The sequence below is a fragment of the Rhizobium sp. Leaf371 genome (assembly GCF_001424045.1).
GTDB lineage: Bacteria > Pseudomonadota > Alphaproteobacteria > Rhizobiales > Rhizobiaceae > Ferranicluibacter.
The window spans coordinates 25,407-48,258 of the sequence record NZ_LMQB01000003.1 but is presented as its reverse complement, the minus strand read 5'-3'; the positions used below and the strand labels follow the sequence as shown (position 1 = coordinate 48,258).

Annotated in this window: 25 protein-coding genes; 12 read left to right on the top strand and 13 right to left on the bottom strand. The window is 59.5% G+C overall.

What is annotated here, in order from left to right; genetic code table 11:
• The first annotated feature begins 203 nt into the window (after positions 1-203).
• Both ASG39_RS05665 and ASG39_RS05660 read left to right on the top strand, forming a co-directional pair.
• The gene (locus ASG39_RS05665) at positions 204-1,361 is read left to right on the top strand and encodes a Xaa-Pro peptidase family protein (protein ID WP_062593798.1); all 1,158 of its coding nucleotides are present in this window, start codon (positions 204-206) and stop codon (positions 1,359-1,361) included.
• A 33-nt stretch (positions 1,362-1,394) separates the two neighbouring features.
• On the top strand, positions 1,395-2,117 hold the full coding sequence (locus tag ASG39_RS05660; RefSeq protein WP_062593797.1) for a GntR family transcriptional regulator: 723 nt from the start codon (positions 1,395-1,397) through the stop codon (positions 2,115-2,117).
• Between the two features lie 95 nt (positions 2,118-2,212).
• Here the strand turns inward: ASG39_RS05660 and ASG39_RS05655 are convergent, their stop codons facing one another.
• Positions 2,213-2,866, bottom strand: a complete 654-nt coding sequence (locus ASG39_RS05655; protein WP_156468036.1) for a hypothetical protein — start codon at positions 2,864-2,866, stop codon at positions 2,213-2,215.
• A 130-nt stretch (positions 2,867-2,996) separates the two neighbouring features.
• Between ASG39_RS05655 and ASG39_RS23030 the strand changes: the two genes are divergently transcribed.
• Positions 2,997-3,227 carry a helix-turn-helix transcriptional regulator gene (locus ASG39_RS23030; RefSeq protein WP_082476972.1) on the top strand — a complete coding sequence of 77 codons (231 nt, stop codon included), beginning with the start codon at positions 2,997-2,999 and terminating at the stop codon, positions 3,225-3,227.
• A gap of 8 nt (positions 3,228-3,235) precedes the next feature.
• Here the strand turns inward: ASG39_RS23030 and ASG39_RS05650 are convergent, their stop codons facing one another.
• From ASG39_RS05650 to ASG39_RS05620, 7 genes are all read right to left on the bottom strand, one after another.
• Positions 3,236-4,639, bottom strand: coding sequence for an amidase (locus tag ASG39_RS05650; RefSeq protein WP_062593793.1), 1,404 nt, complete (start codon positions 4,637-4,639; stop codon positions 3,236-3,238).
• On the bottom strand, positions 4,632-4,856 hold the full coding sequence (locus tag ASG39_RS05645) for a hypothetical protein (protein ID WP_062593791.1): 225 nt from the start codon (positions 4,854-4,856) through the stop codon (positions 4,632-4,634). The genes ASG39_RS05650 and ASG39_RS05645 overlap by 8 nt, the downstream gene beginning before the upstream one ends.
• Positions 4,857-5,663: an ABC transporter permease gene (locus ASG39_RS05640; RefSeq protein ID WP_062593790.1), complete on the bottom strand. Its 807-nt coding sequence runs from the start codon at positions 5,661-5,663 to the stop codon at positions 4,857-4,859. It abuts the gene before it with no gap.
• 2 nt (positions 5,664-5,665) lie between these two features.
• Entirely contained in the window at positions 5,666-6,769 is a 1,104-nt protein-coding gene (locus tag ASG39_RS05635; protein ID WP_244481141.1) for an ABC transporter permease, read from the bottom strand.
• A 62-nt stretch (positions 6,770-6,831) separates the two neighbouring features.
• Complete coding sequence (locus ASG39_RS05630; RefSeq protein ID WP_062593787.1) at positions 6,832-7,902, bottom strand: ABC transporter substrate-binding protein; 1,071 nt, start codon at positions 7,900-7,902, stop codon at positions 6,832-6,834.
• An 18-nt stretch (positions 7,903-7,920) separates the two neighbouring features.
• A complete protein-coding gene (locus ASG39_RS05625; protein WP_062593785.1) occupies positions 7,921-9,063 on the bottom strand; it encodes an ABC transporter ATP-binding protein in 1,143 nt (380 codons plus the stop codon).
• The gene (locus tag ASG39_RS05620) at positions 9,057-9,773 is read right to left on the bottom strand and encodes a GntR family transcriptional regulator (protein ID WP_244481140.1); all 717 of its coding nucleotides are present in this window, start codon (positions 9,771-9,773) and stop codon (positions 9,057-9,059) included. Before ASG39_RS05620 ends, ASG39_RS05625 begins: the two co-directional genes overlap by 7 nt.
• A 98-nt stretch (positions 9,774-9,871) precedes the next feature.
• On the opposite strand from ASG39_RS05620, the gene ASG39_RS05615 reads away from it, so the two are divergent.
• Positions 9,872-10,852, top strand: coding sequence for a class I SAM-dependent methyltransferase (locus tag ASG39_RS05615; RefSeq protein WP_244481139.1), 981 nt, complete (start codon positions 9,872-9,874; stop codon positions 10,850-10,852).
• A gap of 35 nt (positions 10,853-10,887) precedes the next feature.
• Here ASG39_RS05615 and ASG39_RS05610 read toward each other — a convergent pair whose 3' ends face one another.
• The gene (locus ASG39_RS05610; RefSeq protein ID WP_062593779.1) at positions 10,888-11,106 is read right to left on the bottom strand and encodes a helix-turn-helix transcriptional regulator; all 219 of its coding nucleotides are present in this window, start codon (positions 11,104-11,106) and stop codon (positions 10,888-10,890) included.
• Positions 11,107-11,233: 127 nt separating this feature from the next.
• Between ASG39_RS05610 and ASG39_RS05605 the strand changes: the two genes are divergently transcribed.
• A complete protein-coding gene (locus ASG39_RS05605; protein ID WP_062593777.1) occupies positions 11,234-12,565 on the top strand; it encodes an FAD-binding oxidoreductase in 1,332 nt (443 codons plus the stop codon).
• A 135-nt stretch (positions 12,566-12,700) separates the two neighbouring features.
• Here ASG39_RS05605 and ligD read toward each other — a convergent pair whose 3' ends face one another.
• Complete coding sequence (ligD, locus tag ASG39_RS05600; protein WP_062593775.1) at positions 12,701-13,744, bottom strand: non-homologous end-joining DNA ligase; 1,044 nt, start codon at positions 13,742-13,744, stop codon at positions 12,701-12,703.
• Positions 13,745-14,040: 296 nt separating this feature from the next.
• Here ligD and ASG39_RS05595 point away from each other — a divergent pair, with 296 nt between their 5' ends.
• The 7 genes from ASG39_RS05595 (at position 14,041) to ASG39_RS05565 (ending at position 20,608) form a co-directional block, all read left to right on the top strand.
• A complete protein-coding gene (locus tag ASG39_RS05595; protein ID WP_062593773.1) occupies positions 14,041-15,741 on the top strand; it encodes a ParB/RepB/Spo0J family partition protein in 1,701 nt (566 codons plus the stop codon).
• Between the two features lie 153 nt (positions 15,742-15,894).
• On the top strand, positions 15,895-16,668 hold the full coding sequence (locus tag ASG39_RS05590) for a hypothetical protein (RefSeq protein WP_156468035.1): 774 nt from the start codon (positions 15,895-15,897) through the stop codon (positions 16,666-16,668).
• A 626-nt stretch (positions 16,669-17,294) separates the two neighbouring features.
• Positions 17,295-17,876, top strand: coding sequence for a hypothetical protein (locus ASG39_RS05585; RefSeq protein WP_062593771.1), 582 nt, complete (start codon positions 17,295-17,297; stop codon positions 17,874-17,876).
• Positions 17,877-18,169: 293 nt separating this feature from the next.
• On the top strand, positions 18,170-19,123 hold the full coding sequence (locus ASG39_RS05580) for a zincin-like metallopeptidase domain-containing protein (protein WP_062593769.1): 954 nt from the start codon (positions 18,170-18,172) through the stop codon (positions 19,121-19,123).
• A gap of 170 nt (positions 19,124-19,293) precedes the next feature.
• The gene (locus ASG39_RS05575; RefSeq protein ID WP_062593767.1) at positions 19,294-19,539 is read left to right on the top strand and encodes a type II toxin-antitoxin system Phd/YefM family antitoxin; all 246 of its coding nucleotides are present in this window, start codon (positions 19,294-19,296) and stop codon (positions 19,537-19,539) included.
• Positions 19,508-20,065, top strand: a complete 558-nt coding sequence (locus tag ASG39_RS24420; RefSeq protein ID WP_244481138.1) for a hypothetical protein — start codon at positions 19,508-19,510, stop codon at positions 20,063-20,065. The genes ASG39_RS05575 and ASG39_RS24420 overlap by 32 nt, the downstream gene beginning before the upstream one ends.
• 231 nt (positions 20,066-20,296) lie before the next feature.
• Complete coding sequence (locus ASG39_RS05565) at positions 20,297-20,608, top strand: DUF736 domain-containing protein (RefSeq protein ID WP_062593765.1); 312 nt, start codon at positions 20,297-20,299, stop codon at positions 20,606-20,608.
• Positions 20,609-20,651: 43 nt separating this feature from the next.
• Here the strand turns inward: ASG39_RS05565 and ASG39_RS05560 are convergent, their stop codons facing one another.
• The 3 genes from ASG39_RS05560 to ASG39_RS05550 all read right to left on the bottom strand — a co-directional run bounded on the left by ASG39_RS05560 (position 20,652) and on the right by ASG39_RS05550 (position 22,583).
• On the bottom strand, positions 20,652-20,930 hold the full coding sequence (locus ASG39_RS05560; protein WP_062593763.1) for an HU family DNA-binding protein: 279 nt from the start codon (positions 20,928-20,930) through the stop codon (positions 20,652-20,654).
• Positions 20,931-20,988: 58 nt separating this feature from the next.
• Entirely contained in the window at positions 20,989-21,282 is a 294-nt protein-coding gene (locus tag ASG39_RS05555; RefSeq protein ID WP_062593761.1) for a WGR domain-containing protein, read from the bottom strand.
• 98 nt (positions 21,283-21,380) lie between these two features.
• Positions 21,381-22,583, bottom strand: coding sequence for a DUF1173 domain-containing protein (locus ASG39_RS05550; RefSeq protein ID WP_082476971.1), 1,203 nt, complete (start codon positions 22,581-22,583; stop codon positions 21,381-21,383).
• Positions 22,584-22,852: the final 269 nt, after the last annotated feature.

Genomic DNA, 22,852 nt, shown 5'->3' with positions numbered 1-22,852 from the left:
CGTTATTCTCCGCGGCTAAAGTGTGAACACCAAATGTTCATATCTCGTGACAGTGTCAATCTAGCGACATCACACCCGTTTGTCCAGAGCTGTACACAGCACAAACTTTTATCATTTCAGTCGTTTTTATAAAACCACGTTGACTCCTCGCCTGTCTCGGATTTATCTTTTTGCTAGAGTCAAACGGTGCATACAGGTCAGCCATGAACGAATGCTATTCCTTCCGTACGAAGCTGCTTCAACGTACGCTCGATGAACATGATATATCCGTTGCCGTCATCGCTGATCCCGATTCTGTTGCGTATTTCGGTGGCTATTGGAACTACCTCGGCGTCGAGTTCGGACGGCCGACGCTGCTCGTCATTCCCCGAGATCGCGAGCCCATCCTCCTGACGCCCCTGATGGAATCGGAGATGTGTGCACGAATGACATGGATCGGCGACATCCGGCCCTGGAGCGATGGGGGTGACGAATGGCGCCTGCCTCTGGCGGAGATCTTGACGCAATGGCCATCTTCTTCCGTTGGCATAGAGACCAGAACAATGCCAAGCCTTGTCGCGACCTATGTGAAAACGCGTGTTCAGTCGAGCGACCTGGTCGATATCGCTCCACTCATCAGCGCACAACGAATGATCAAATCGACCGACGAGATCAACATCATGCGCCAGGCAGGCGAGGTGGCCGCGGCGATGATGGACGCAGCGCGCCAGACGATCGCTGTCGGTGTTCCCGAGTATGAGATCACACTTGCGGCCATGGCAGCAGGAACGCGCAAGGCAGCTGAATATCTTCGCGAGCCGGACGATCGTTTCGTTTCGCCGATCATCCAGAACATCCAAATCCTTCAGTCGGGCACCGACACCTGCATGGTGCATCGGCGCGCTTCCACCCGACGCCTGGAACGCGGAGACCCTGTCTATCTGTGTTTCTGTGGCATGGTGTCCTTCCGTGGGTACAAACTCGGCTTCGACCGGGAGTTCTATGTCGAAGATGCCCGGGACGATCAAATTGTCGTCCATCAGGTGGCGATTGCCGCGCAACGGGCCGCACTCGCTGCCATTCGCCCCGGCATGCGCTGCGAGGAGATCAACGCGGCGGCCGAAGCGGTCTATCTCGATGCCGGATATTCGCCGGGATATCGCACAGGCCGCTCGATCGGCCTCTCCTTGCTGGAGGCGCCGGAGATCAAACGCGGCGAGCGCATGGAACTTCGCGCGGGCATGACATTTGCGGTCGATGGCGGCCTCACCGTTCCCGGCCAGTTTGGCGGACGTATCGGAGATTCCATCGTAGTGACGGATGATGGCTTCGACTATCTGACACAATATCCTTCCGAGATTGCCATTTTGAAATCGAGATGAGACGCAGGCTTCGAAGATCGAGATACCCATGTGATGAACCCGATCGAACCACTTTCGCGCAAAGGCGGCCTGTCTCAATCACGGCGCGACGTGGTCTACGCAAGATTGAAAGACGATCTCATCCATTACCGGTTTCGCCCCGGAGACCACCTCTCGATCTCCAGGCTCTGCGCGTCGCTGCGGGTGAGCAACACGCCGGTCCGAGAGGCACTTGTCCGCCTGCATGCCGAACGGCTGGTCCGGGTTCAGCCGACACGCGGGTTTTATGCGCGCGATCTGCATCTGGAGGAGATGCAGGAACTCCATGACCTGACACATACGATCCTGTTGCGATGCCTGGCGACCAGCACACGGCCGTTCGCAGCGGATCAGCTTTTACGTCCGGCCGCCCTTGGATTTCAGTCTGCTGCCCGTGCGACACATGTGCTGCAAGCCAAGCCGGACGATACCGCGACGTTCATCGAGAGCCTCCTTCGCGGCATCGCGCAGATGTCAGGTAGCACTGTGCTATTCGACATCATCGACAATATCTGCGATCGCACCCATTTCGTTCGAACATGGGAAGTCCGCGAAAGCACACGGGACTATGTGCTGTCCGAGCAATTTCTGGCGCTTCTGGATTGCCTGGAGCGCGGCGACGGACATGGGGCTGCTGCAATCGTAACCTCTTGCTTTCACAGACAGAAGGACGATCTGCCAAATGCGGTTGCCAAGGCCATTGCCTGGATCTTCATGCACGGCTCGAACGGACGCTAGGCCAGGCGCGCAGCGATTTCGGCATGACAGGATCGATGTCATCATCTCCAGCATCGAAGCAGCGAAGACACCAATCTGTCACCTGCAAGCGCTCCTTACGGAGGATCGGCAGCGGCTTGCCTGGTATTCAGCAGCCGCACGAGATCCAGCAGGATCGAGCGCAATTGTGGCCAGGGGAATTCACCATTGTCGGGACCCGGCTGACCGTCTGTGATCACGACATGCAGTTTGGCGGCGAGGCCGGCGACAGAGCTCGCGGGAAGGTCCAGAAGCTGGTCCGACAGTTGGGCGCTGCGATCGGCCGCCGCTTCCTCCGCTCTCTTGGCTTTGGTAAATCCGATCCGGATGTCGGCGGCATTCCATGCGGCGCGTCTCTTCGCCAGTTCGGTTTTGGCGCTCAGCCGGGCTTTCTTGTAGTGAGGACCCTTCATCCAATGGTGAATTTCCTCGTCAGTCTGGGCAAAGACCGGCGCGGGGCGCTCGAGAATCTCCAGCATGACATGAGCGGGGAGGACCTCCCGCGCCATTGCCTTTTCGAGCCGTGATTGCGTGTCATTCAATTGCGTCAACCGTGCCTGCGCAGTGGCCCATTCCTGCCAGCAAAGCAGGGCAGCATCCAGTTGTCGGTCTTCGTGACTGACCTCTGATCGCGGTTTCGTATCGTATGCGCTCAGTAGTGCTGCCGCGGTGAAAAGCAGATTTCGATGAGTGATTGGCGGCAAAGTTCTGCTAGTCTTAGAATCAGCCATGATCCAAGCTCCATACAGCTAGAATGTGGTCAGGCTGGGTAATGTGCTCGAACACATACCCGGCCGATTAATTCGAAAGGGTACCGGATTGCGATATCATGCACAATAATAATCACAACGGTGTTGTGATATGAATGCTATTCAGTGCAAATTGGCACGTGTAGCGCTGGGTTGGGGCGTCCGAGATTTGGCGAATGCAGCAGGAGTTTCCACGCAAACGATCAGTCGGTTGGAGAGAGGTGAAAATCTCCGAACGAAAACCGTAGAAGACATCAAGACCAAACTTGAAGAGGCGGGCATCGAGTTTATCCCGGAAAACGTTGGCGGGGTGGGGGTTCGTTTCAAGAATCCTATGCCGTGACGTCGCGCTCATTCGGACGGTACTCCGCTTATCGGTTGGATCCAGCCAAGCGCACCGGCCTTCTCAAGCACATGCCCGATACTCAGCACGCTGAGGTCCTCGTAGGGTTTTCCGATAATCTGCAATCCCATTGGCAGTCCAGACGAATGAAGGCCACACGGGATTGTCAGTGCAGGCTGACCGGTCAGATTGAACACGCAGGTATAGCGGGCCAACGCATTGCCAACCAATTCGGCCTCCATGCCTGGGCTCACAGATTGGGTTGCAAGTTCGGGGGCAATCACCGGCGTCGTCGGTGTAATCATAATGTCGATGGACTTGAAGAACGTCGCAAATTCTCGGCGCTTGAGCTCCATCAGCCGCAAGGACTGCACATAGTGCTCGCCCAGGATGAACTGTCCCTGGACCAGTCCGTTGCGGACATCATCTCCGTAGAGGTGCGCATTCTCATCCATCCGCGGCCCGTGCCATGATAGCGCCTCGACAAGCTGGATCGCGAGCGACGCTGGTCGCACATGGGTCATATCAGGGGTCTGGACCTCGACCAGTTCTGCCCCGTGTTCCTGACAGAACAGCAGCGCTTTCTCGACAGCGGATGCGATCTCATCATCCAGATTATCGAAAAAATATCGCCGCGGAATGCCGATGCGTTTGCCGATGAGAAATTCGGTCGACAGCGCCTGCAGACGGCGCTCCAGACGCGTCTCTGCCCTGCCTTTCGTCGCATCGTTCCACCCCGCCAGAACCTGAAGCACTGATGCCGTATCTAGGCAGCTGCGCGCCATGATCCCGGCGTGATCAAGGGTCCAGCAGAATGGGATCATGCCCTTGGTGCTGATCAGACCGTAGGTCGGCTTTAGACCGACAAGACCGCAAAGTGCCGCGGGAACGCGGACAGACCCACCGGTATCGGATCCGAGCGCAAAGACCGCCGATCCGGTGGCAACGCTGACCGCCGATCCGCTGCTGGACCCACCGGCAAGCCTCGATGGGTCGTGCGGATTGACCGGCGTGCCATAGACTGGATTCTTGCCTGTGATGCCATAACAAAATTCGTGCATGTTTGTCTTGCCGATGAGGACGGCTCCCGCACGCTCAAGGATCTCGACTGCTTTTGCATCGGTCTTCGGTTGATAATCTGCAAGGGCCCGCGACCCTGCCGTCGTGATCATCGATTTTGTCTCAAAGACGTCCTTGCAGGCATAGGGCACGCCAGCAAGCGGCCCGGCCATCGGCAATTGCTCCTTGCCGTCGTGTGGCAGAGAGCCGGAAATGGTGATGTAGGCATGGTTTGCCGGGTTGGTCCCTGCGGCGTACTGACGAAGACGTTCCAGATCATTGGCCGCGTCCTGCCCATCGTTCAACACCTTCGAGCGAAAGTCACCAATCGAGCCATAGGGGAAATCAGTCATCCAATGCGTCCGGGTTGCAGAAACGCGGGGGAACGGCGATGTCGCCCAGTGTGTGTTGTGACATGAGATTCAATGCGGTGAAGTGTTCCTGGGCACCGCTCACCACTCCGCTGCCTTCGTCGGTCAGCAAGGCGGCGAGATAGGGTGTCGACCATTCGCGCGCCGCAAGAGCGATGGCAACACGCTCCAAAAGGTCAACCGTGATAGAGCCAACCATTCATTCACCTCCGCGCTTCAGCGCCTGAACGAGATTGGCGACGACCATCATGATCGCAACCAAAAGCACCAGCAGGCTTGCCACGACCAGCACGGCCGGGCTGAGTTGATCGCGGATGCCCGACCACATTTGAAGCGGAACGGTGCGCTGATCGTAGCTTGCCAGAAAAAGCGTCACGACGGCCTCGTCGAAGGATGTCACAAAGGCAAAAAGCGCACCTGAAATAACACCCGGGACGATGAGCGGCAGTGTCACTCTTGCAAAGGCCCTGAGAGGCGACGCTCCAAGCGTCGCGGCCGCGCGGGACAGTTGCGCGTCGAATGTGGTCAGTGTCCCGCTGACGGTGACGACCACGAATGGCGCTGCCAGAACCACGTGAACGATCACGATCCCTGTCAACGATTGTGTCAGGCCCAAAGGCGCAAAGAACAGGTAGGTGCCGGTCGCCACGATGATGACGGGGATGATGAGCGGTGCGCCAAGCACCGCGGCGACCAGTGTTCGCACTGAGCCGCCAAGATGGCGCAGTCCAAGTGCCGCTGCCGTTCCAAGAGCGGTGGCAACGGGTGTGACGATGATGGCAATCGTCACACTGTTCTTCAACGCAAGGCGCCATTGCGCACTCTCGGCAACCTCCCGATACCAGCGCAGAGACCAGCCGTCCGGCTGCAGCAGCAGCATGCTTCTGGTGAACGAGAAGTAGGGTTCGGGATTGAAGGAAAGCGGAACGACAACCAGTATCGGCAAGATAAGAAACAGGCTGATTGCGCCGACGGCGAAGCCTAGCGAAAGTCTGAGCACATTCATCGCTACAGCACTCCCCGCTGAGTGACGCGCGAAAGCAGCATCGTCAAGACGACGACAATGACAAGAAGTATGCTGCCAAGCGCTGCCGCCAGTCCCCAGTTCAGGCTTGTCTGAACGTGGAAAGCGATCTGATTGCTGATCAGCTGGCCGGTACGGCCGCCGACCAGAGCGGGCGTCACGTAGTAGCCAAGCGAAAGAATGAAGACAAGCGCAGCTCCCGCCAGCACGCCCGGCAATGTCATTGGCAGATAGATGCGCAGGAAAACCCGGACCGGGCCGGCCCCCAGGCTCTTACCAGCGCGGACATATTGCTTCGGTATCCCCTTCATCACAGCATAAAGCGGAAGCACGAAAAACGGCAGCAGCACATGTGTCATCACGATTAGCGTACCGGAGAGATTGTAGATCAGTTCCAGGCGGCTGCGTTCACTGACGATGTTCATCGCCACGAGGATCTCGTTGAGCACGCCCCGCCGTTGTAACAGCACGATCCAGGCCGTCGTGCGCACCAGAAGTGATGTCCAGAAGGGCAGCATGACAATAAAGAACAGAAGCCTTTGCATTCGCGGCCGCGCAGTGGCCAGTGCATAGGCGAACGGATAACCAAGGATGATGCAGACGGCCGTCACCACCGATGCAACAAGGATGGTTCGACCGAATAGATAGACATAGATGCGACGGCTTTCATCCTGTCGGACAATCGATCCCTGCGGCGTTTGCTGCAGGTCGACGGCGCTGAGAAAATACCGGGCCGTCAATGGCTGGGTCATGCGCTTTAGCAACACCCACGTGTCCGGATCACCCCATCGAGGATCGATTTCCAACAAGGGACGATCGTACTCTGCTATCGCATCAGCCGTCACCTCGATCAGTTGGCGCATTCCCGACCGTTCGCGGTTTAGCCGTAGCGCCAGTTGGCTGACGCGGCCATCGCCGGTCAAGTCGCGCAGATCCCTGCTCAGAGCGTCGAACCCTTCTGGGCCTGGCAGACCCGTCGACGTCTGCCATTTGGCGAGCGCCTGGCGGGTTTGCCCGAGCAATCCTGCCACCTCTGGATCGTAGACACTCTTCCACAGCATGAAACCGATAGGCGCGAGGAATGTCACGAGTGTAAAGACCAGCAGTGGCAGGACCAGCGTCCACCCCGTTCGATGTGGACTACGCTGTCTCATCGGGCGAGCCAGGACGCATAACGCTCGGAAATCGCCTCGCCGTGATCTGTCCACCACTTCGAATTGAATGCCAGCGCGTGTCTGAAGTTGGCTTTGGCCGTGGGAAGGTTTGCCGCCTTTGCTGGATTAATCAGCGCTTCAGCTGAACGACGTACGGGTCCATAGGCGATAAAACCGGTCTGTGCAGCAAGTGGCACTGTGCCCGTGGCATATCGAACGAAGGCATCGGCTTCCTTTTTCGCATGCGTGCCTTTGACCACGGCATAATAGTCCGCGTTCCAGATCTGCCGGTCCCACAGAATGCGCAGCGGCTTCCCTTCATCCGAGATCGCCCCCTGCACGCGCCCGTTATAAGCGGTCGACATGGCCACCTCGCCATCGACGAGCAACTGGATCATCTGGGCACCGGTTTCCCAAAACACGGCCTGATCCTTGATTGTATCGAGCTTGCGGAAGGCACGGTCGACACCCTCCTCTGACGAGAGCGTGGCGTATACGTCGCCCGGTGCCACACCGTCGGCCATCAACGCCCATTCGAGAAGCGCATTCGGGCGTTTCGGCAGGCCCCGTTTTCCCGGAAAACGCTCTACGTCGAAAAAGTCCTCGATCGTTTGTGGCTTTGCATCCTGGAAGGCCGGTTCGTTGACCGCAATGACGTTTGACCACACTACGGAACCGACTCCGCAAGGTTGAAGCGCCCCGTCGAGAAAGTCATCTTTTGCGGCACGTTTGTCCGCACCCGCCGGAAGTGCATCGATGTCGACTTTCTCGAAAAGCCCGTCAGCGCAGCCCCGGTCGAGATCCTGCATTTCGACATCGACGACATCCCAGCTGACGCTCCCCGAGCGCACCTGCGCAACGAGCTCTGCCAGACCGCCATTATAATCGACCGACTTGATGTCGACGCCAGTCTCCTTACTGAAGGGTTCGTAATGTGCCTGACGCTGACTTGCGGTGTATTGGCCACCGAAGGACGCGATTGTAAGAGATTCGGCAGCAAAGCTCGATGGAATTCCAAGGCCGAGTACACAGAGGCCGGTCGCACGGGCAAGGCGGGAAATGCTCATGTTTGAATCCTTTGTTGTCTATCGTATGGTTGCAGATACTCCTCCCGCAAAGGCGCGGGCATCTTCGGTGCTCCAGCCGAGCAGGATGCTCTCACCGATATCGGGGATGCTTTGCGTTCCGTCATTGGGGATACGGGTTATGACGTCGATGCCGTCATCGAGGCTGGCCCGCAGGCGGTAGCTGTCGCCGTGATAGCTGACCTCGCTCACCACCACGTCGATGGTGTTGGGAAGTTGGCAAAGATGGGCAACCCGGCGCAGGCGCTCCGGCCGGATCATGATGCAGGCATGCGTTTCAGTTGGAGCGATATCAACGGAGAGGGCGCTGACAATGGCACGCCCAGACACCGCAAGCCTCGATGGCGGTCCGTGGCTGATGATACGCGCCGGAATCCGGTTGTTCTCGCCGATAAAGCCGGCGACGAAGTCATTGCGTGGTGCATTGTAAAGCGCGGTAGGCGGATCGATCTGCGAAATCTTTCCACCCTCGAACACCGCAACGCGATCCGACAGTGATATGGCTTCACCCTGATCATGCGTGACGTAGATGATCGTCGGCCGCAGCTCGTGGTGCAGACGGGCGATTTCGTCCTGCATCTGCTGGCGCAACTGCTTGTCAAGCGCACCAAGCGGCTCGTCCATCAGCACCAGTTGCGGCTCGAAGATTAGTGCGCGTGCGACCGCTATCCGCTGTTGCTGCCCGCCGGACAGTTGCGCCGGACGTCGCGCGCCAAGCCCCTCCAGTTTCACCAGGTTCAGCGCCCACCCGACACGATCATCGATCTCTCGACGTCCCATTCGGCGCATCTCAAGAGGAAAGGCAAGGTTCTGCGCAACCGTCAAATGCGGAAACAAGGCGTATTGCTGGAACACCATGCCTATGTTGCGCTTATGCGCCGGCTGTCGCGAGACGTCGCGGCCACCAATGATGATGGCGCCATCGCTTGGTTGCTCGAAACCGGCAAGCATCATCAGCAAGCTCGTCTTGCCGGAGCCGGACGGACCAAGGATGGTCAGAAACTCACCGCTACGCACAGACAGGTCGACGCCTTTGACAACCTGCGTCGTTCCATCATAGCTCTTGACGACATTTTGCAACACCACCGCGTGTTCGAACGTGGCGCCGGAAGGCGGGCGGTTTTTGACCGCGGCATTCAGCATGCGGCCACCTCCTGTGGATGAATTGACCCCGCCATCAGGAACGACATGATGCGTGACAGTGTGCGAACGATGTGGTTGCGGCGAACCAATCCCACGGCGCGCACGTCCTGTGCCTCAAGGGAGATGATGATTTCTGTGATCTCTTCGATTTGCGACAAGCATTCCATCGTCCAGTCCAGATCGGGCAGGATCGTGTAGTAGGCGCGGATTGTCTTGAAATAGAGCGCCTCGGTGACGAGCCGGTATTCCGAATTTCCAGAAAGATCGAGGAGCGCGTTCTGCAGCTGGTGGCTGACAAGGCAAAGCGCCGCCACGTCCGGCTTCGTCAGCAGTGAGCGGCATCCAGATCCAAGAACGGTCAATCTTTCGACAACCGTCTTTACCTCCGCAGCCGGGCTCATATCGCCCAGCAGTTCGGACAGCTTCACGCGCAGCGCGAACGCATCACGCAGTGCCTTGAGATCGACCGCCGTCACGATCGAGCCGACGTTTGGCTTCGTCTCGACCAACCCCTCCACTTCCAGCATCTGCAGCACCCGTCGAATGGGTGTCCGGCTTATACCGAATTCTCGTGTCAGCTCCGCTTCGCTGATGGCGGTTCCGGGCGGGTAACGCAAAAGGCAAATGCGGTCGCGCAAATTGCGATGGAGGTTCGAGAAGCGTGCCCTTGGTGTGTCTTCATCGGATTGACCTGGCGTTGATGTCCTCATCGTATCCTCGTCCTGAAAGTAGGGCAGGAATACATATTATAATATGTACTGTCAAGACGATGTACCGGGTTGCCAAAGCCGGTATACAGCAATGATTGATGCCAGTTCAGCGTGTATTCCGGCTGTGCACGAACGAATGTATTTTGCGAAAATCCCCGGAATACAGCACAATCTCCGGCTTAAGCAGCGAGGCTGGCACGGTCGATGCAACCGCCGGACGCGGGGTCGATGGCGATGAGGGGTTTTCAATGACAGAGGTTCGACATGATCTCAACGGCTCGAAACATGATTTCACGCCAACCTATAATAACCGCTGGCCGGATCGCTATCTCAGGGCACATCGCCAGCTCGACTACATCATTCCGCAGCAGGCCAAGTCCGTTTTCGAACCCCTTATCGAGCGCTGCATGCAGGCAAGGCAAAAGACACGGCTGAAGATCATCGATGTCGGATGTTCCTACGGTATCAATGCCTCGCTGCTGAGCCACCGGATCTCGCTTGACGAACTCTATGTCGAAGCGGCACCGCGCACCGGCGTCCTGTCGACCCGCGACATCGACAAGCACAGAGCGTACTTTACCGATCGGCCGCGACGTGGCGACCTGTCGATCATCGGTCTCGATCCTTCAAAACGCGCCGTGGAGTACGCCATGCGCGCTGGCTTGATCGAGGCGGCCGTAACCTCGAATCTGGAACATCAGGACATCAGCGATGCCGAAGCAGAACTGATCCGTGACGCCGATCTGATTATCAGCACCGGCTGCATCGGCTACGTGACCGATCGGACATTTCGCCGCCTCTACACCGCAACCGCCGCGTCTCGGCCCTGGGTCGCATCCTTCGTCATGCACCCGTTCACATATAGCGCAATTGCCGAGACGCTGACCGGGTTCGGGCTGGCAACGCAGGAAATGCCGGAGCTGCTTCAGCGCCAGCGTCGGTTTTCGACGCAAAAGGAAAAGCGCGTCATTCTCAACGCGATGAAGATGTCGAAGATGGATGATCGCTTCGAGCGATCGACAAGTTATATCTACGCCTCTTTCCATCTCTCGGTTCCAACAGGTATCCCTGTTGGATGAGCTTCGCGTTCGCACGTCCACCCTTCGTCCGGGAGCTATGCCTCGTCATCAGGCTCGAGAAGTTCGGCTGGCCCGACGCCCAGAACCTGCGCCAGTTCAAACAGGGTGACGATCGTCGGATTTCTTTTGCCGCGTTCCAGATCGCTCAGATATTGCTGGCTGAATCCGGCGCTCGTCTCCACCTGTTCCTGGGTGAGACCTTTCTCGCGCCTGATGCGGGCGAAGTTCCTTCCAACAAGTTTACGCATATCCATGAATGATTGGATGGCATGTTCATCCGTCTTGCGTTATCAACTATAGTATGTATTCTTTGCGGGAAAGAGGGTTTGAGCCTTGCGCCGGCCCGATGCATTTCAGCGATTGCACGAGACATTAGCTTCCATGCCTGGACCTACCCCGGATACCGTCGATCCATCACCATTCCAGCCGAAAACCGCAGATGCCGTCATTGTTGGCGGCGGCATTATCGGCGCCTCCATTGCACTGGAGCTGGCGGAGAGGGGGCTTTCCGTGACGCTTTGCGAAAAAGGCGTCATTGCCGGCGAGCAATCCAGCCGCAACTGGGGCTGGGTCCGGCTGTCTCGACGAGATCCCAGAGAAATTGAACTGATGGCGGCCTCCATCCGTCTATGGGAAGGCATGGCCAAGCGCGTCAATTCCGATGTTGGTTATCGCCAGTGTGGCATCGTCGTGCCGTTTTATTCGCGGTCGTTCAAACGCGAAAATGAAGCCTGGCTCGAGCACATCAAGGGCACACAGCATCGGGTGACGGCGATTGATCACGCCAGTGTTCGCGCGCTTGTCCCGGATATGAACCTTGACCATGATGGCGGGCTCTATTCTCCAGCCGACGGACGGGCCGAACCGCAAAAAGCCGCCCCCGCCATTGCACGTGCGGCCAAGGCGATCGGCGCAACAATCCTGACGAACTGCGCGGTGACCGAAATCGAGACCGGGGCCGGATCGGTCTGTGGCGTGGTCACCGAACAGGGACGTATCGCAACAAAGCGTGTCATCGTCGCCGGTGGTGCGTGGTCGCGACTGCTGTTGCGCGGGGCAGGGGTGACGCTACCACAGCTGAAGGTCCTCAATTCCGTCGCCCGAACGCAGCCGGTCGAGGGAGGACCAGATATAACGGTTCGGGGTCCCGGCTTTTCGGTCAGGCGGCGTTCCGATGGCGGCTACACGGTTTCAACTTTAGCATCCAACGTCTACGATCTCACCCCCGACAGCTTTCGCTTTCTGAAGCCGTTCCTGCCAGCGCTGCGCCTGGAGTGGTCAAGCCTGAAGCCTCGCATCGGCAAGCGGTTCATCGACGAATGGCGTGACATGCGGCCCGTCAAGGCCGGGGAGGTGTCCGCATTCGAGCGAACCAGAATTCTCGATCCCGCGCCCAATACCAAGATGATTGATCTGGCCATGGCAAGGCTCGCCGAGGCGTTCCCGGTGTTTCAAGGCGCCGAAGTCGTGCAGCGATGGGCCGGTTACATCGACGTTACGCCAGACGCGGTCCCCGTCATTTCGTCCATCGACGCGATCTGCGGTCTCGTGGTTGCCACCGGCTTCAGCGGCCATGGTTTCGGTTTGGGTCCAGGGGCAGGGCGTCTGGCCGCAGATCTTGTCACGGGTGCACGGCCTGTCGTCGATCCTTTTGCCTTTCGCTTCTCTCGATTTTCGGACGGGTCGAGGATCGTTCCGCTGACAGGCGTATGAACGCTAAGCCGGCCCATATGACGTCGCGCAAGTCCGTAAAGCCGTGGCGGCGGGCCTTGGGAAGGCGGTGCGCGCAAGCACGCAAACCCATCGTCCCGACTGGAAACAGACGTGCTATGCGTCGAACGGCATCCGTCAGCTCAGTTTATAGATATCGGCATTGTCCTGGACTTCCCGAAGACCTTTATACGAAGCGTGCCGCAATTTGCCATCGTCTGTCCAGGCGCGGTACTGGATGTCCGCAATCAGGGTTGGCTGGGTGAAGACGACACCCTGTTTGTCCACGGTCACGGGTGGGCGCTTTGTCTTCAGCCTCTCAAGCATACGCCGTAATTCGTTGGCCTCACTTTCTTTGAAGCCGGTTCCAACAGAGCCGACATACACCAGTGCGGCGTCGCGATAGGCTGCCAACAGCAAGCGACCGATACCACCCAGCGCGGCAGCCGAAGGCTCATATCCAACGATGACAAAGCTTTCGCTCTGGATGCACTTGATCTTGAGCCAGTCGCCAAGTCTCCCCGGACGATAAGGGCGATCGCGATGCTTGGCGATGATGCCTTCAAGTCCGTGCTCGCAAGCCGCGGCCAGTAGCACTGCGCCATCGGCTTCCACCTCCTGTGAAAGTCGGATCACCCCTTCGCTTTCGCCGAGCAGGTCTTCCAGCAGGTGACGACGGCCTGACAACTCCATGTTCGTCAGGTCATGACCGTCGAAATAAAGAAGATCGAACGCATAGAGTATCGCCTCGTTGGAAGCATTCTTTCCACCGCGCCCACCAAGCGAGCGCTGCAAAGCGCCGAAATCGGATCGCCCTTGTTCGTCGAGAACCACGGCCTCTCCATCAAGAATGGCCGAACCAACCCCGATCTGGCGTGCGGCGGCAGCAATCGCGGGGAACCGATGCGTCCAGTCATGCCCGCCGCGTGTGATGATGCGCACCGAGCTCGGTTCGATATGCACCGCGACACGATATCCGTCCCATTTGATCTCGAAGGTCCAGTCCGGCCCTAGGGGCGGTTTTGCCGCAAGCAAAGCCAGGCACGGATCGATCCGATCCGGTATCGGGTCGAACGGCAGGTGCGGCTGTGCCGGATCTCTGGCCTTTCGAGGCCGGGATCGGATCGGCGCTTCTGTGTCCCGCAACAGCGGTTTCGATGTCTTGCGCGGCGGTTTGGTCATTCCTGAAGTTCAGCAGCAATTGCTTAAAATGATGTGACAGGACCAGAAATGAGAGGATCGGGAGAAAAACGAGGCGGTTCGCAGACCAGTCCGGCGACTGACGGTGCCCTCAATCGCCCCAGTCGCCAGACCGGGCCCGCGTCCTGCGCACGGCAGTTTGCCGCGCTTGACCGCAAGCCAGGTCGGCTCCGGCGCAGTTGCAGTCGCCGGCCCGCGCTGCGGTCCGGGGGATGTCTTCGAGAAGAAGATGAAAGGGCAAGGACAGCCTGTCCGCCCGCAACCGAAAGGTCATTCCCATGCAGTTGATCACCGTCGATCCCCGCAGCCTGAAGGACAATCCCGACAGGGCCCGCCAGTTCAAATCCTCTCCCCAGTCCGACGCACTGTTATGCGCATCGATCAAGGCGATCGGTGTCGTGCAGCCACCCGTCGTCAAACTCGACCCGGATGGCGGCAACAGCTACGTCATCGTCTTCGGCCACCGCCGCGCAACGCAGGCGGTTGTCGCAGAACTCCTCGACATCCCGGTTTTGCTCGCCGATCCGACCGACGACCTCGGGGCCATGCAATCGTTTGCAGAAAACATCGCCCGGGAGCCGCTCAACCCCGTCGATCAATGGCGCGCGATCGAACGCCTGGTGGCTCTCGGCTGGACGGAGGAGTCCATCGCGCTTGCCTTGGCGTTGCCCGCCCGGCAGATCCGCAAGCTGCGGCTGCTCGCCAATATCCTGCCCGCCATGCTCGATCAGATGGCGCGCGGCGACATGCCGAACGAACAGCAACTGCGCACCATCGCCGCTGCCGGCCAGGACGAGCAGGCCGAGGTCTGGAAGAAATACAAGCCGAGGAAGCAGGATCCGCAGGTCTCATGGTGGGAACTCGCCCGAGCGCTGACGAGGACCCGTATGCTCGCCAAGCATGCGAGCTTCGGCGAGGAGCTGGCGCAGGCTTACGGCATCACCTGGGTCGAGGATCTCTTCGCGCCCGCCGACGAGGACAGCCGCTACACGACGGATGTCGAGGCGTTCCTGGGCGCGCAACAGGAATGGCTTTCCAGCAACCTGCCCAAGCGCGGAGCAATCATCGAGGCCAACGAATACGGCCAGGCCAAGTTGCCGCCTAAGGCACAACAGGTCTATGGCAAGCCTGGCAAGGGTGACCTCACCGGTTGGTACATCAATGCCCGCGACGGGTCGGTGCAGTCGGTCGCCTATCGTATGCCAGAGGCGAAAAAGCCGAAGGTGGTCAAGGATGCCGATGGCGTCGAGACGGTCGTCGACGAGATCGAAGTGGCAAAGGTCCGCCCCGACATCACCCAAAAGGGCCTCGACATGGTCGGCGAGCTCAGGACCGACGCCCTGCATGAGGCGCTCGCGCGTGCTCCCATCGAGGACGACACGCTGATGGCGCTTCTGGTTCTCGCACTGGCCGGTCAGAATGTCACGATCGCCAGTGGCGCATCCGACAATCCATACGGTCATGCGAAATGCGCCACGCATGCGGTTCGGCTCATCGGTGAGGACGGCAGGCTGTGCTTTGATCGCCAAACCCTTGCCCAAGTCGTTCGCTCGGTCCTGGTCGAGGTGCTTTCGCTTCGTCGCAATCGCTCCGATAGCGGGCTGGTCGCCCGCATCGCTGGCGACGCCATCGGTGCCGACCAGTTCCTCCCCAGCATGGCTAGCGAGGCGTTCCTCTCATGCCTGTCGCGCGCTGCGCTGGAACAAGTGGCGGAAACGGCGGGCGTTCCCGGCCGCATCAAGGTCAAGGATACCCGCGCCGCTCTGGTCGAGCACTTTGCCGACCAGCGCCTGGTCCTGCCGGCGGCTGCGATCGCCCCGGATGCCAAGGAGGTCCTGGCCTGGACGACCCGTTTTGCTTCCACAACATCCGAGACCGAGCCGGACGACGGGGCCAGCACGTCCCCGCAGGGTGAGACGTCGCAAACTGGTGCCGGCGACGGCACGGACGACCCCGAGTTCCGCGAGGCGGCCGAATAGGGGCAGACACTGAACTTTCCCGACGCCGCCGGCTTGCCGGCGGCGCTTTCATTTCCACAAAGACAGGAGCAGACAATGTCCGCAACATTCCCTCTCTAAGGAAAAACCCGTGACGGCCTTTTCGCAGCTCTCGTAGGCGAGCAGGCGTTCGCCATGAGCCCGAGCGGAAACCGCTATCACCTTGTCAAGGCCTGGGGCCTGAAACGACCGATCGAGGATTGGACAATTGCCGATTTCCACGATCAACGAACAGATCCCGTCGATGAGGCCGAGTTTAGCCGGTTGGTCGAGGAATGGTCTCGCCATGTCGCCCAGCTGACAGCGCTCGCGCGACGGACGATTGCCGACAGCGCATCAACGCCGTGGGGTCTTTCGCAACACGCCGTGCTGTATGCCGATGGCATCGTTGTCCATAGCACCGCAAGCCATGGCGGCTTCGCGCTTTCCCTGGATCGCAACAGGCTTGTGCCATCGTTGTTGCGTGCCGAAGACGGCTTCTACGAGGAGGACTGCGCCTGGGTGGCGGTGGCAATTGCCTATCCCGACCTGTTCACCGATTTCGAGAGGCGCCACGCCGACGACATCCTGCGTCATGTCTACCCGCAGGCCTGGGAGGACGCACATGCCAAGGTGCTGCAGCCCGGCCAGTCGCGGGCTAAGGACCGCAGCGACTTCGACCGTGACAACGTTGATCGTTGGGTGGTCATTTCAGCTATTCAGTCGCATCATCATCCGGGCTTTGTCGAATGCATCGCCATGCTCGGTGGGAGGCGCTCGAGCGGTGTTCGCGCGCCAGCGGACGAGGAGCGGCGCTACCTTGTCGACGAGGCGTTCTACGATATCGGAGCGTTCGGCTATGTCGTTGATGAGTCCCGTGATCGCCGGTACGGCGGTCCGTCGAGTTTCATTGGCTGGACCGGGCGTTGAGGTGCCGCGTCGAGCCGGAGAGATCGGCCGGGACGTCCGGGTAGCCCATGGGCCTCGGCCGGCGCAGAGGCGAGCCGGCGACCGTCGAGAACGCAGGCTCCGGACGCTGCTGGCCAAAGGCCGGTTTGTCTTCCATCGGTCGGCGCGTGTTTCGGCGGCGATCGAGCGTCGCGGGTGGCGCACGCTTTATGATGGGCCGGTCGAAGGGCCCCGATGGCATGCCTGCGCAAAGGGCTGATCGGTGGACCTCTTGCTGCCTGCTGGTTGTCCGGTGGGCGGTGGAGGTGCCGCGGGCGATCACGAGCGATGCCCTCCGGCGATCGGCAAAGACGTCGAGCAGCTCCCGGCTCAGTCCTCGGGTTTGCTGCGGTCTGAACCGGTCGCAACCTGGTCAAAGGCCGCGTTCCGCGCCGCGTGGCGGCAGGACGACGCGCGCTGCGCAAGGCGTGGCCGCGTTTTCTGCAGACCGCCAGCGGTCCGCATCCTCCGCAACCCCACCCTGCTCGATCGCATCGTCCTGACCTTGGGCCAGGCCGCTTGCCCGGTTCGTGTCGACCGCACCCGAGGGACAGTGGCGGAAAGCGGCAGACCCGGGCTTCGCTCAACCACGCACAAGGACACCGATCATGACATCGCTCAACCGCTCCTCGAAATCTCGCCCCGCCGCACAACGCGCCACCACCCTCGAGATGGTCCGCCTCGCGTGCCCCGACGCGCCCCAAGCAAACCGTATCTGCGAAAGCTTCGGCCTGGCCATCGTCGATAGCGACGGTATCCGCGAGCTTCATCGCAGCCAGCTCATCGACAGCGCCGACGCGCTGAAAGAGGGCATCGCCGAAAAGGCCATGCAGATCCATATGCAGCGCATTGTCGGCTCCTTCGTTGGCTCGGCCTACGGCGCGGGGCAGTTCTACAGCCGGGCGGTCACCGAGGCGCGCGACCTCACCACTAAACTCTCCAACGACGATCGCAACGAGGACCTCGACGGCCCCGTCGGCTTCGATAGCCGCGCCCAGCGCAAGCGCGAGTTCGCAGCCGACATGGGCCTGCAAGCCCACGTCCTGCGCATGGCAGCCGAAGGCGCGGTTTCGGCCTACGAGGACATCACCGGCGAGACGTGGAAGCCTTATGAACGCACCGGTTCGGCGGTCGCAGCACCGTCGATCGATCAAAAAGCGGCATCGCTGCAGATGTCGGCCTTCGACTGATCCGAAGGGGCGAAAGCCCCTTCCTCATTTTGCGAAGCCGGCGCGTCTGACGCGCCGGCTTTTCCTGTGTCGGACGTGAGAGGCAACGATCGCGGCTCGTCCCGGTAAGCGGTCTAGCGTCGCCGGAGATGGTCGGTCGCAACGGCCATGCCGTCCTCCACTTCGTTTCGGCCCGATCGACAATTTCCCAACATTTGCTCTCGCTCTCAGCGGGTGCGCCGCCTCCGGCCGCCGCTTTTTCGACCGCCGTAACGAACCGCGATCGGCGCGGTCGACAAAGAGGAGACGGAATTATGAAGAAGAAAATTAAGGAAGTTGAAGGCCGGACCTATAGCAAGACCGAACCGCGGGCCGATGTCTACGCGCGTATCACAGACAAGATAATCGCGGCCCTTGACGAAGGCGTGCGTCCGTGGGTCCAGCCCTGGAACAGCCGCCATCTCGCTGGCCGCGTCTCGCGGCCGTTGCGCCACAATGGCGAACCCTATTCCGGCATCAATGTCTTGCTTCTGTGGTCGGAGGCGACGGCGAGGGGTTATGCTGCATCGACGTGGATGACGTTTCGCCAGGCTCAGGAACTGGGTGCATCTGTGCGAAAGGGCGAGACCGGCTCCATGGTGGTCTATGCCAACCGCATCACCAAGACCGAGACCGATGGCGGCGACCACGACATCAAGCGCGATATCGCTTTCCTCAAGGCCTACACGGTCTTCAATGTCGAACAGATCGACGGTCTCGGTGACCGCTACGCCGATAGCCGGGAGGAGATCGTAGAGCGGCCCGTCGGCCGGATCACTGAGGCCGACGCCTTCTTTGCCTCCACCGGTGCCAACATCCGCCACGGTGGGGCGAAGGCATTTTATGCGCCGGGCCCAGACATGATCCAGATGCCACCCATCGAGACGTTCCGAGACGTCGAAAGTTATTACGCGACGCTTGCGCATGAGAGCATCCATTGGGTGGGCGCTGCCCACCGGCTCGACCGTGATCTGTCACGATATGCCAAAGATCGTAGCGAACGCGCCCGAGAAGAGCTGATCGCCGAATTGGGGGCGGTCTTCCTCGCGGCCGATCTTCATATCGTCCCGGAAATGGAGCCGCGACCTGATCATGCGAGTTACCTCGCCTCCTGGCTTCAGGTGCTTGCCAATGACAAGCGCTTCATCGTGCAGGCGGCAGCGCAAGCGCAGCGCGCGGTGGCCTATCTTCACGAGCTGCAGCCAGAGACACGACGGCAGGCGCCCTAGGCCATAATATTGGCTGCGTGGGATGGAGCCACGGTCAGGATGCGGTTCCGATGCAAGCCACGGACCCTGACCCTGCTCATCTCCGACCATGATGTCATCTCTTCCCGCGGACGGAGCTTGTCGCAATCGCATAGATTACGTATTGTAGGTACTTCAATGGAGTGACCACCATGAAACAGTACACCTTCTCAGACATGAACCGCGCCTCCGGCGAGATCCTTGAGACAGCGTTGATCGAACCCGTGACCTTGACGAAGCGTGGCAAGGACAAGCTTGTCATTCTCACTGCAGATCAATATCGGAAATTGATCGGCAGTTCCCATACCAAGGCCTATAATCTGCTCGATGCGCCACAGGATATTCATCAGGAACTGATGACCGGCCTTGACGACATCATGGGTCAAGACGATGCTTGAGCCAGGCAATATCGTCCGATTTTTTTATCTGTGGAGCCGCCAGGCGGCGGTCGGCGAAGAGTCGGGCCGCAAGGCGAGACCAGTCTGCGTCGTTGTGCGGACCGCCGCCATGCCAGGCGCCGTATTCCTGTTCCCGATCACGTCGCAATTGCCCGCAACCGACCGTCTTTCGCTTGCCATCACGCAGATGGAGTGCCGACGGGCCGGCTTGGATTTTCCCTGCTGGATCATTCTCGATGAGTATAACCGCGTCGAACTGGACAAGGCATTCGATTTTGAATCGACCAAGTCGCTTGGTAGTTTCAGCCAGGCTTTTTTGAAAACCATTGCTCTGACTGTCAAAAGCAGGCGGCCGCTTCCCGGAAGCTCACAGGTGTCGTGCACTCTTAGGATTGTCTCCGCCTTGAGACGCAGAGGGGCAGTAGGCCGACGCCACATTGCAACGCGTCTTCGCCTCTTTCAGCCATTGTGTTTCCTTCCAATCTCACGAGCGGCACCCACTGCGGTCTCGATGGGGCATGTCTGACCGAAGACCACCTCACGTTGTTCGGCTCGATCGATCTCCGCAACGGCCGGCTCGTTTTCTTCCCCTGTCGGCTACGCCGCCATTCCTCGCGAGGCAAGAAAGCCTCGGCCCATGGCCGTCCTCCACTTCGTTGCGGCCTTGTCAGGTGCGGGCCGATCGTCCCCCGGTCTGATCGACAGCCATCGAGATCGCGATGGGCGCGGTCCGAGCAACTGGAAAAGGAATACGACAATGGCAACCATCGGCTCTTTCACCGCTTCGGACAACGGCTTCTCCGGCACCATCAAGACCCTTAATCTCAACGTCAAGGCCAAGATCATCCGGGTCGAGCGCTCCTCCGAAGACGCTCCCGACTTCCGGGTCCTCGCCGGCAATGTCGAGTTCGGCGCCGGATGGCAAAAGCAGGCCCGCGAAACCGAGCGAGACTACATCTCGGTCAAGCTCGACGACCCGAGCTTTCCAGCTCCGATCTACGCCACGCTCACCGAAGTCCAGGGCCAGGAAGGCCTGCAACTCATCTGGTCGCGAAATACCCGCCGCTGAAATTCGCAAAGCCCCGCTCGATCCGAGCGGGGCTTTTGTCATGTCACTTGTTGAGTGCGTCCTTCAGGGCCTTGGCTGGCGTGAACGCCAGCTTTTTCGAAGCGGCGATCTTCATGGCCTCGCCCGTCGCTGGATTGCGGCCCTCGCGCTCGGGCGTATCTTTGATTTTGAACTTTCCAAAGCCCGGCAACGAGGTTTCGTTACCGGCCATCGTTGCATCTGTGATGGCCGCGATCACTGCCTCAACCACCGCCTTGCCCTGAACCTTGGTCAGACCGTGCTCGGTCGCAATCTTGTCAGCAATTTCATTTGTTGTGGTCATGTCAAATTCTCCGCATCGTTATGAATGTCGGAATCAGTGACAGTCAATCGGGGCGATGTCATTGTGCTGCCGCTGCAAATCGCGGAGAATTTGCGGGGTTTCCACAGCTTGCACGCGGCCGATAGCCTCTTTTGCGTTTTTCAGAAAGCAATTCGAGGAACATTTCGACTGCCTGATCTTCACGCTCGAACATATGAAGCTTCTGCTGACCGCGGCAACCGATGCGGCCCCAGCACCGCATAAGCGACGCCTGTCCGAATAGGGTCGGCTGAATAGCGAGCGCATAGAAGCGCGCCATGTTTTTCGCAGGATCGATCCGCTCGATATAGAGATGATAGGGCTGGGCAATCATCGACCCAGATTCGTCTTTTTGGGATTCTGCGTCCAATGAGAGTTTTGAATCGGTCGTGTCGGATCGATTCACGACAGTGATATCGGTCGAAGGTCACATCATCCGAGAGGAAGGGGTGGCATCTCGCCTTCAGCCACACGCCAGACCCAGGCCTCAACATCATCCCGAGCCGAAATCATCTCCGAAAGCGTGGCCTCGAAGTCTTCATTGGCGTCCGGGGGTATGATGTAGAGCGCTGCGGGCATCGGTCGGCGATGCCGCAGGGTCGCCGCTGCAATCGGCTGTGTCGACGCCATGTTGAACCGAAGGCCCTTGACGCTTTTCGAACTGAGCCTCGACAGAGCTTCGATGAGCCGGTGCTCGTAGGCATTTTCGATCGGCAGCCATTGCTCGGTCGCCGACATCAGGGCGATCTCGTCTATCGTGGCGAGGCCGGAATGGGTCATACCAAACGTCGTAATGGCGACAAGATGGAACTGGTCATTGGCCCGCCAGAGTTCCAGCTCGCCGGCGTAACGAGACTGCAGCCGACGCCAGGTGCCCTCCTCCATCATCAGAGGGAAACCGGGCATATGCTTGACGATAATCTTCTGACCGCTGCGGGCTGACGCAAATTCCTTCACCTCACCAATCAGCACCATCAGTTTTCTGGGCCCAGACGACGGTGCTCGGATATCTGCAAGAGCGGAGGCCCGCCGCTGTTCGATGGCAGCCTTCTCGTCTAGACGAAAGTTCTCCGGAATGAGCAGGCGGTCTGACAGCGCCGACCCTTTGACCGTTGTCGTCGCCGCGGCTTCCAGAAGATGGCTGCGCACCTGAAACCAATGGCGCTTGCCGGCCCAATGGGCCGTCCATTCGGTCAATCCACCTTGATGCCATAAGAAATGGAGAAGTGCGCGCAGCGACAGTTTTCTGACCTCATTCTTGACCGGACCTTCACCTTGCGCGGATCCACCCGCAGATTTCTGCGCGCCACGCTTTGAGAGAGAGAAATCCAGTTTGAGTGCCGCCGTTCCGCTCACCTGGTCGAGCTGTATTGCCCCGCCGATCAGCGGCCCAAGACCGGAAAGCTCATAGGGCGGTTCATAGGATTGACACAGCGGATCGTGGTCAGACCCTGTCAGGGGCATCCGTTTGATGAAATACTGCTCGCTGATGCGTGCGATATACATCTCCACGCCTTTCTCACAGCACAGGCAGACAGGTCTTTGCCGGATCCGGTATGCCTCTGTCAGGGTCGCACCGAAGGCCGGATCCTCCTCTGCCAAAACGGCGTGACCTATTCGGTAGCGTCTGCTCATCGCACCCGTGCCTTCAAGCGATCTCTCGTTTGACGCGCCGCTGCAAGAGGGTGCCACACGAGAGAATACCCCTGTCTGCTGAGATCTGCGAGTATGGCAAAAGGCCAATGCCGCCTCAAGGTCACGCGGCCCCTCCAATTTTGCCTGCGCTTTGCTCCGACAAAATCGGTTCCTCCTCGTGCCGGCTCCGCCGGTCGCTGACGCGAACCTTGACTCGTCATCGTCCTTCCGCCGCGTCGGTTCCATCTTTCACAAACGTCAAGGAGACG

What these genes read in the sequence shown, in the direction of transcription:
- ASG39_RS05665 (WP_062593798.1), top strand. Translation starts at nt 204, where the DNA reads ATGAACGAATGCTATTCCTTCCGTACGAAGCTGCTTCAACGTACGCTC.
- ASG39_RS05660 (WP_062593797.1), top strand. Translation starts at nt 1,395, where the DNA reads ATGAACCCGATCGAACCACTTTCGCGCAAAGGCGGCCTGTCTCAATCA.
- ASG39_RS05655 (WP_156468036.1), bottom strand. Translation starts at nt 2,866, where the DNA reads ATGGCTGATTCTAAGACTAGCAGAACTTTGCCGCCAATCACTCATCGA.
- ASG39_RS23030 (WP_082476972.1), top strand. Translation starts at nt 2,997, where the DNA reads ATGAATGCTATTCAGTGCAAATTGGCACGTGTAGCGCTGGGTTGGGGC.
- ASG39_RS05650 (WP_062593793.1), bottom strand. Translation starts at nt 4,639, where the DNA reads ATGACTGATTTCCCCTATGGCTCGATTGGTGACTTTCGCTCGAAGGTG.
- ASG39_RS05645 (WP_062593791.1), bottom strand. Translation starts at nt 4,856, where the DNA reads ATGGTTGGCTCTATCACGGTTGACCTTTTGGAGCGTGTTGCCATCGCT.
- ASG39_RS05640 (WP_062593790.1), bottom strand. Translation starts at nt 5,663, where the DNA reads ATGAATGTGCTCAGACTTTCGCTAGGCTTCGCCGTCGGCGCAATCAGC.
- ASG39_RS05630 (WP_062593787.1), bottom strand. Translation starts at nt 7,902, where the DNA reads ATGAGCATTTCCCGCCTTGCCCGTGCGACCGGCCTCTGTGTACTCGGC.
- ASG39_RS05625 (WP_062593785.1), bottom strand. Translation starts at nt 9,063, where the DNA reads ATGCTGAATGCCGCGGTCAAAAACCGCCCGCCTTCCGGCGCCACGTTC.
- ASG39_RS05620 (WP_244481140.1), bottom strand. Translation starts at nt 9,773, where the DNA reads ATGAGGACATCAACGCCAGGTCAATCCGATGAAGACACACCAAGGGCA.
- ASG39_RS05615 (WP_244481139.1), top strand. Translation starts at nt 9,872, where the DNA reads ATGCCAGTTCAGCGTGTATTCCGGCTGTGCACGAACGAATGTATTTTG.
- ASG39_RS05610 (WP_062593779.1), bottom strand. Translation starts at nt 11,106, where the DNA reads ATGGATATGCGTAAACTTGTTGGAAGGAACTTCGCCCGCATCAGGCGC.
- ASG39_RS05605 (WP_062593777.1), top strand. Translation starts at nt 11,234, where the DNA reads ATGCCTGGACCTACCCCGGATACCGTCGATCCATCACCATTCCAGCCG.
- ligD (WP_062593775.1), bottom strand. Translation starts at nt 13,744, where the DNA reads ATGACCAAACCGCCGCGCAAGACATCGAAACCGCTGTTGCGGGACACA.
- ASG39_RS05595 (WP_062593773.1), top strand. Translation starts at nt 14,041, where the DNA reads ATGCAGTTGATCACCGTCGATCCCCGCAGCCTGAAGGACAATCCCGAC.
- ASG39_RS05590 (WP_156468035.1), top strand. Translation starts at nt 15,895, where the DNA reads ATGAGCCCGAGCGGAAACCGCTATCACCTTGTCAAGGCCTGGGGCCTG.
- ASG39_RS05585 (WP_062593771.1), top strand. Translation starts at nt 17,295, where the DNA reads ATGACATCGCTCAACCGCTCCTCGAAATCTCGCCCCGCCGCACAACGC.
- ASG39_RS05580 (WP_062593769.1), top strand. Translation starts at nt 18,170, where the DNA reads ATGAAGAAGAAAATTAAGGAAGTTGAAGGCCGGACCTATAGCAAGACC.
- ASG39_RS05575 (WP_062593767.1), top strand. Translation starts at nt 19,294, where the DNA reads ATGAAACAGTACACCTTCTCAGACATGAACCGCGCCTCCGGCGAGATC.
- ASG39_RS05565 (WP_062593765.1), top strand. Translation starts at nt 20,297, where the DNA reads ATGGCAACCATCGGCTCTTTCACCGCTTCGGACAACGGCTTCTCCGGC.
- ASG39_RS05560 (WP_062593763.1), bottom strand. Translation starts at nt 20,930, where the DNA reads ATGACCACAACAAATGAAATTGCTGACAAGATTGCGACCGAGCACGGT.
- ASG39_RS05555 (WP_062593761.1), bottom strand. Translation starts at nt 21,282, where the DNA reads ATGATTGCCCAGCCCTATCATCTCTATATCGAGCGGATCGATCCTGCG.
- ASG39_RS05550 (WP_082476971.1), bottom strand. Translation starts at nt 22,583, where the DNA reads ATGAGCAGACGCTACCGAATAGGTCACGCCGTTTTGGCAGAGGAGGAT.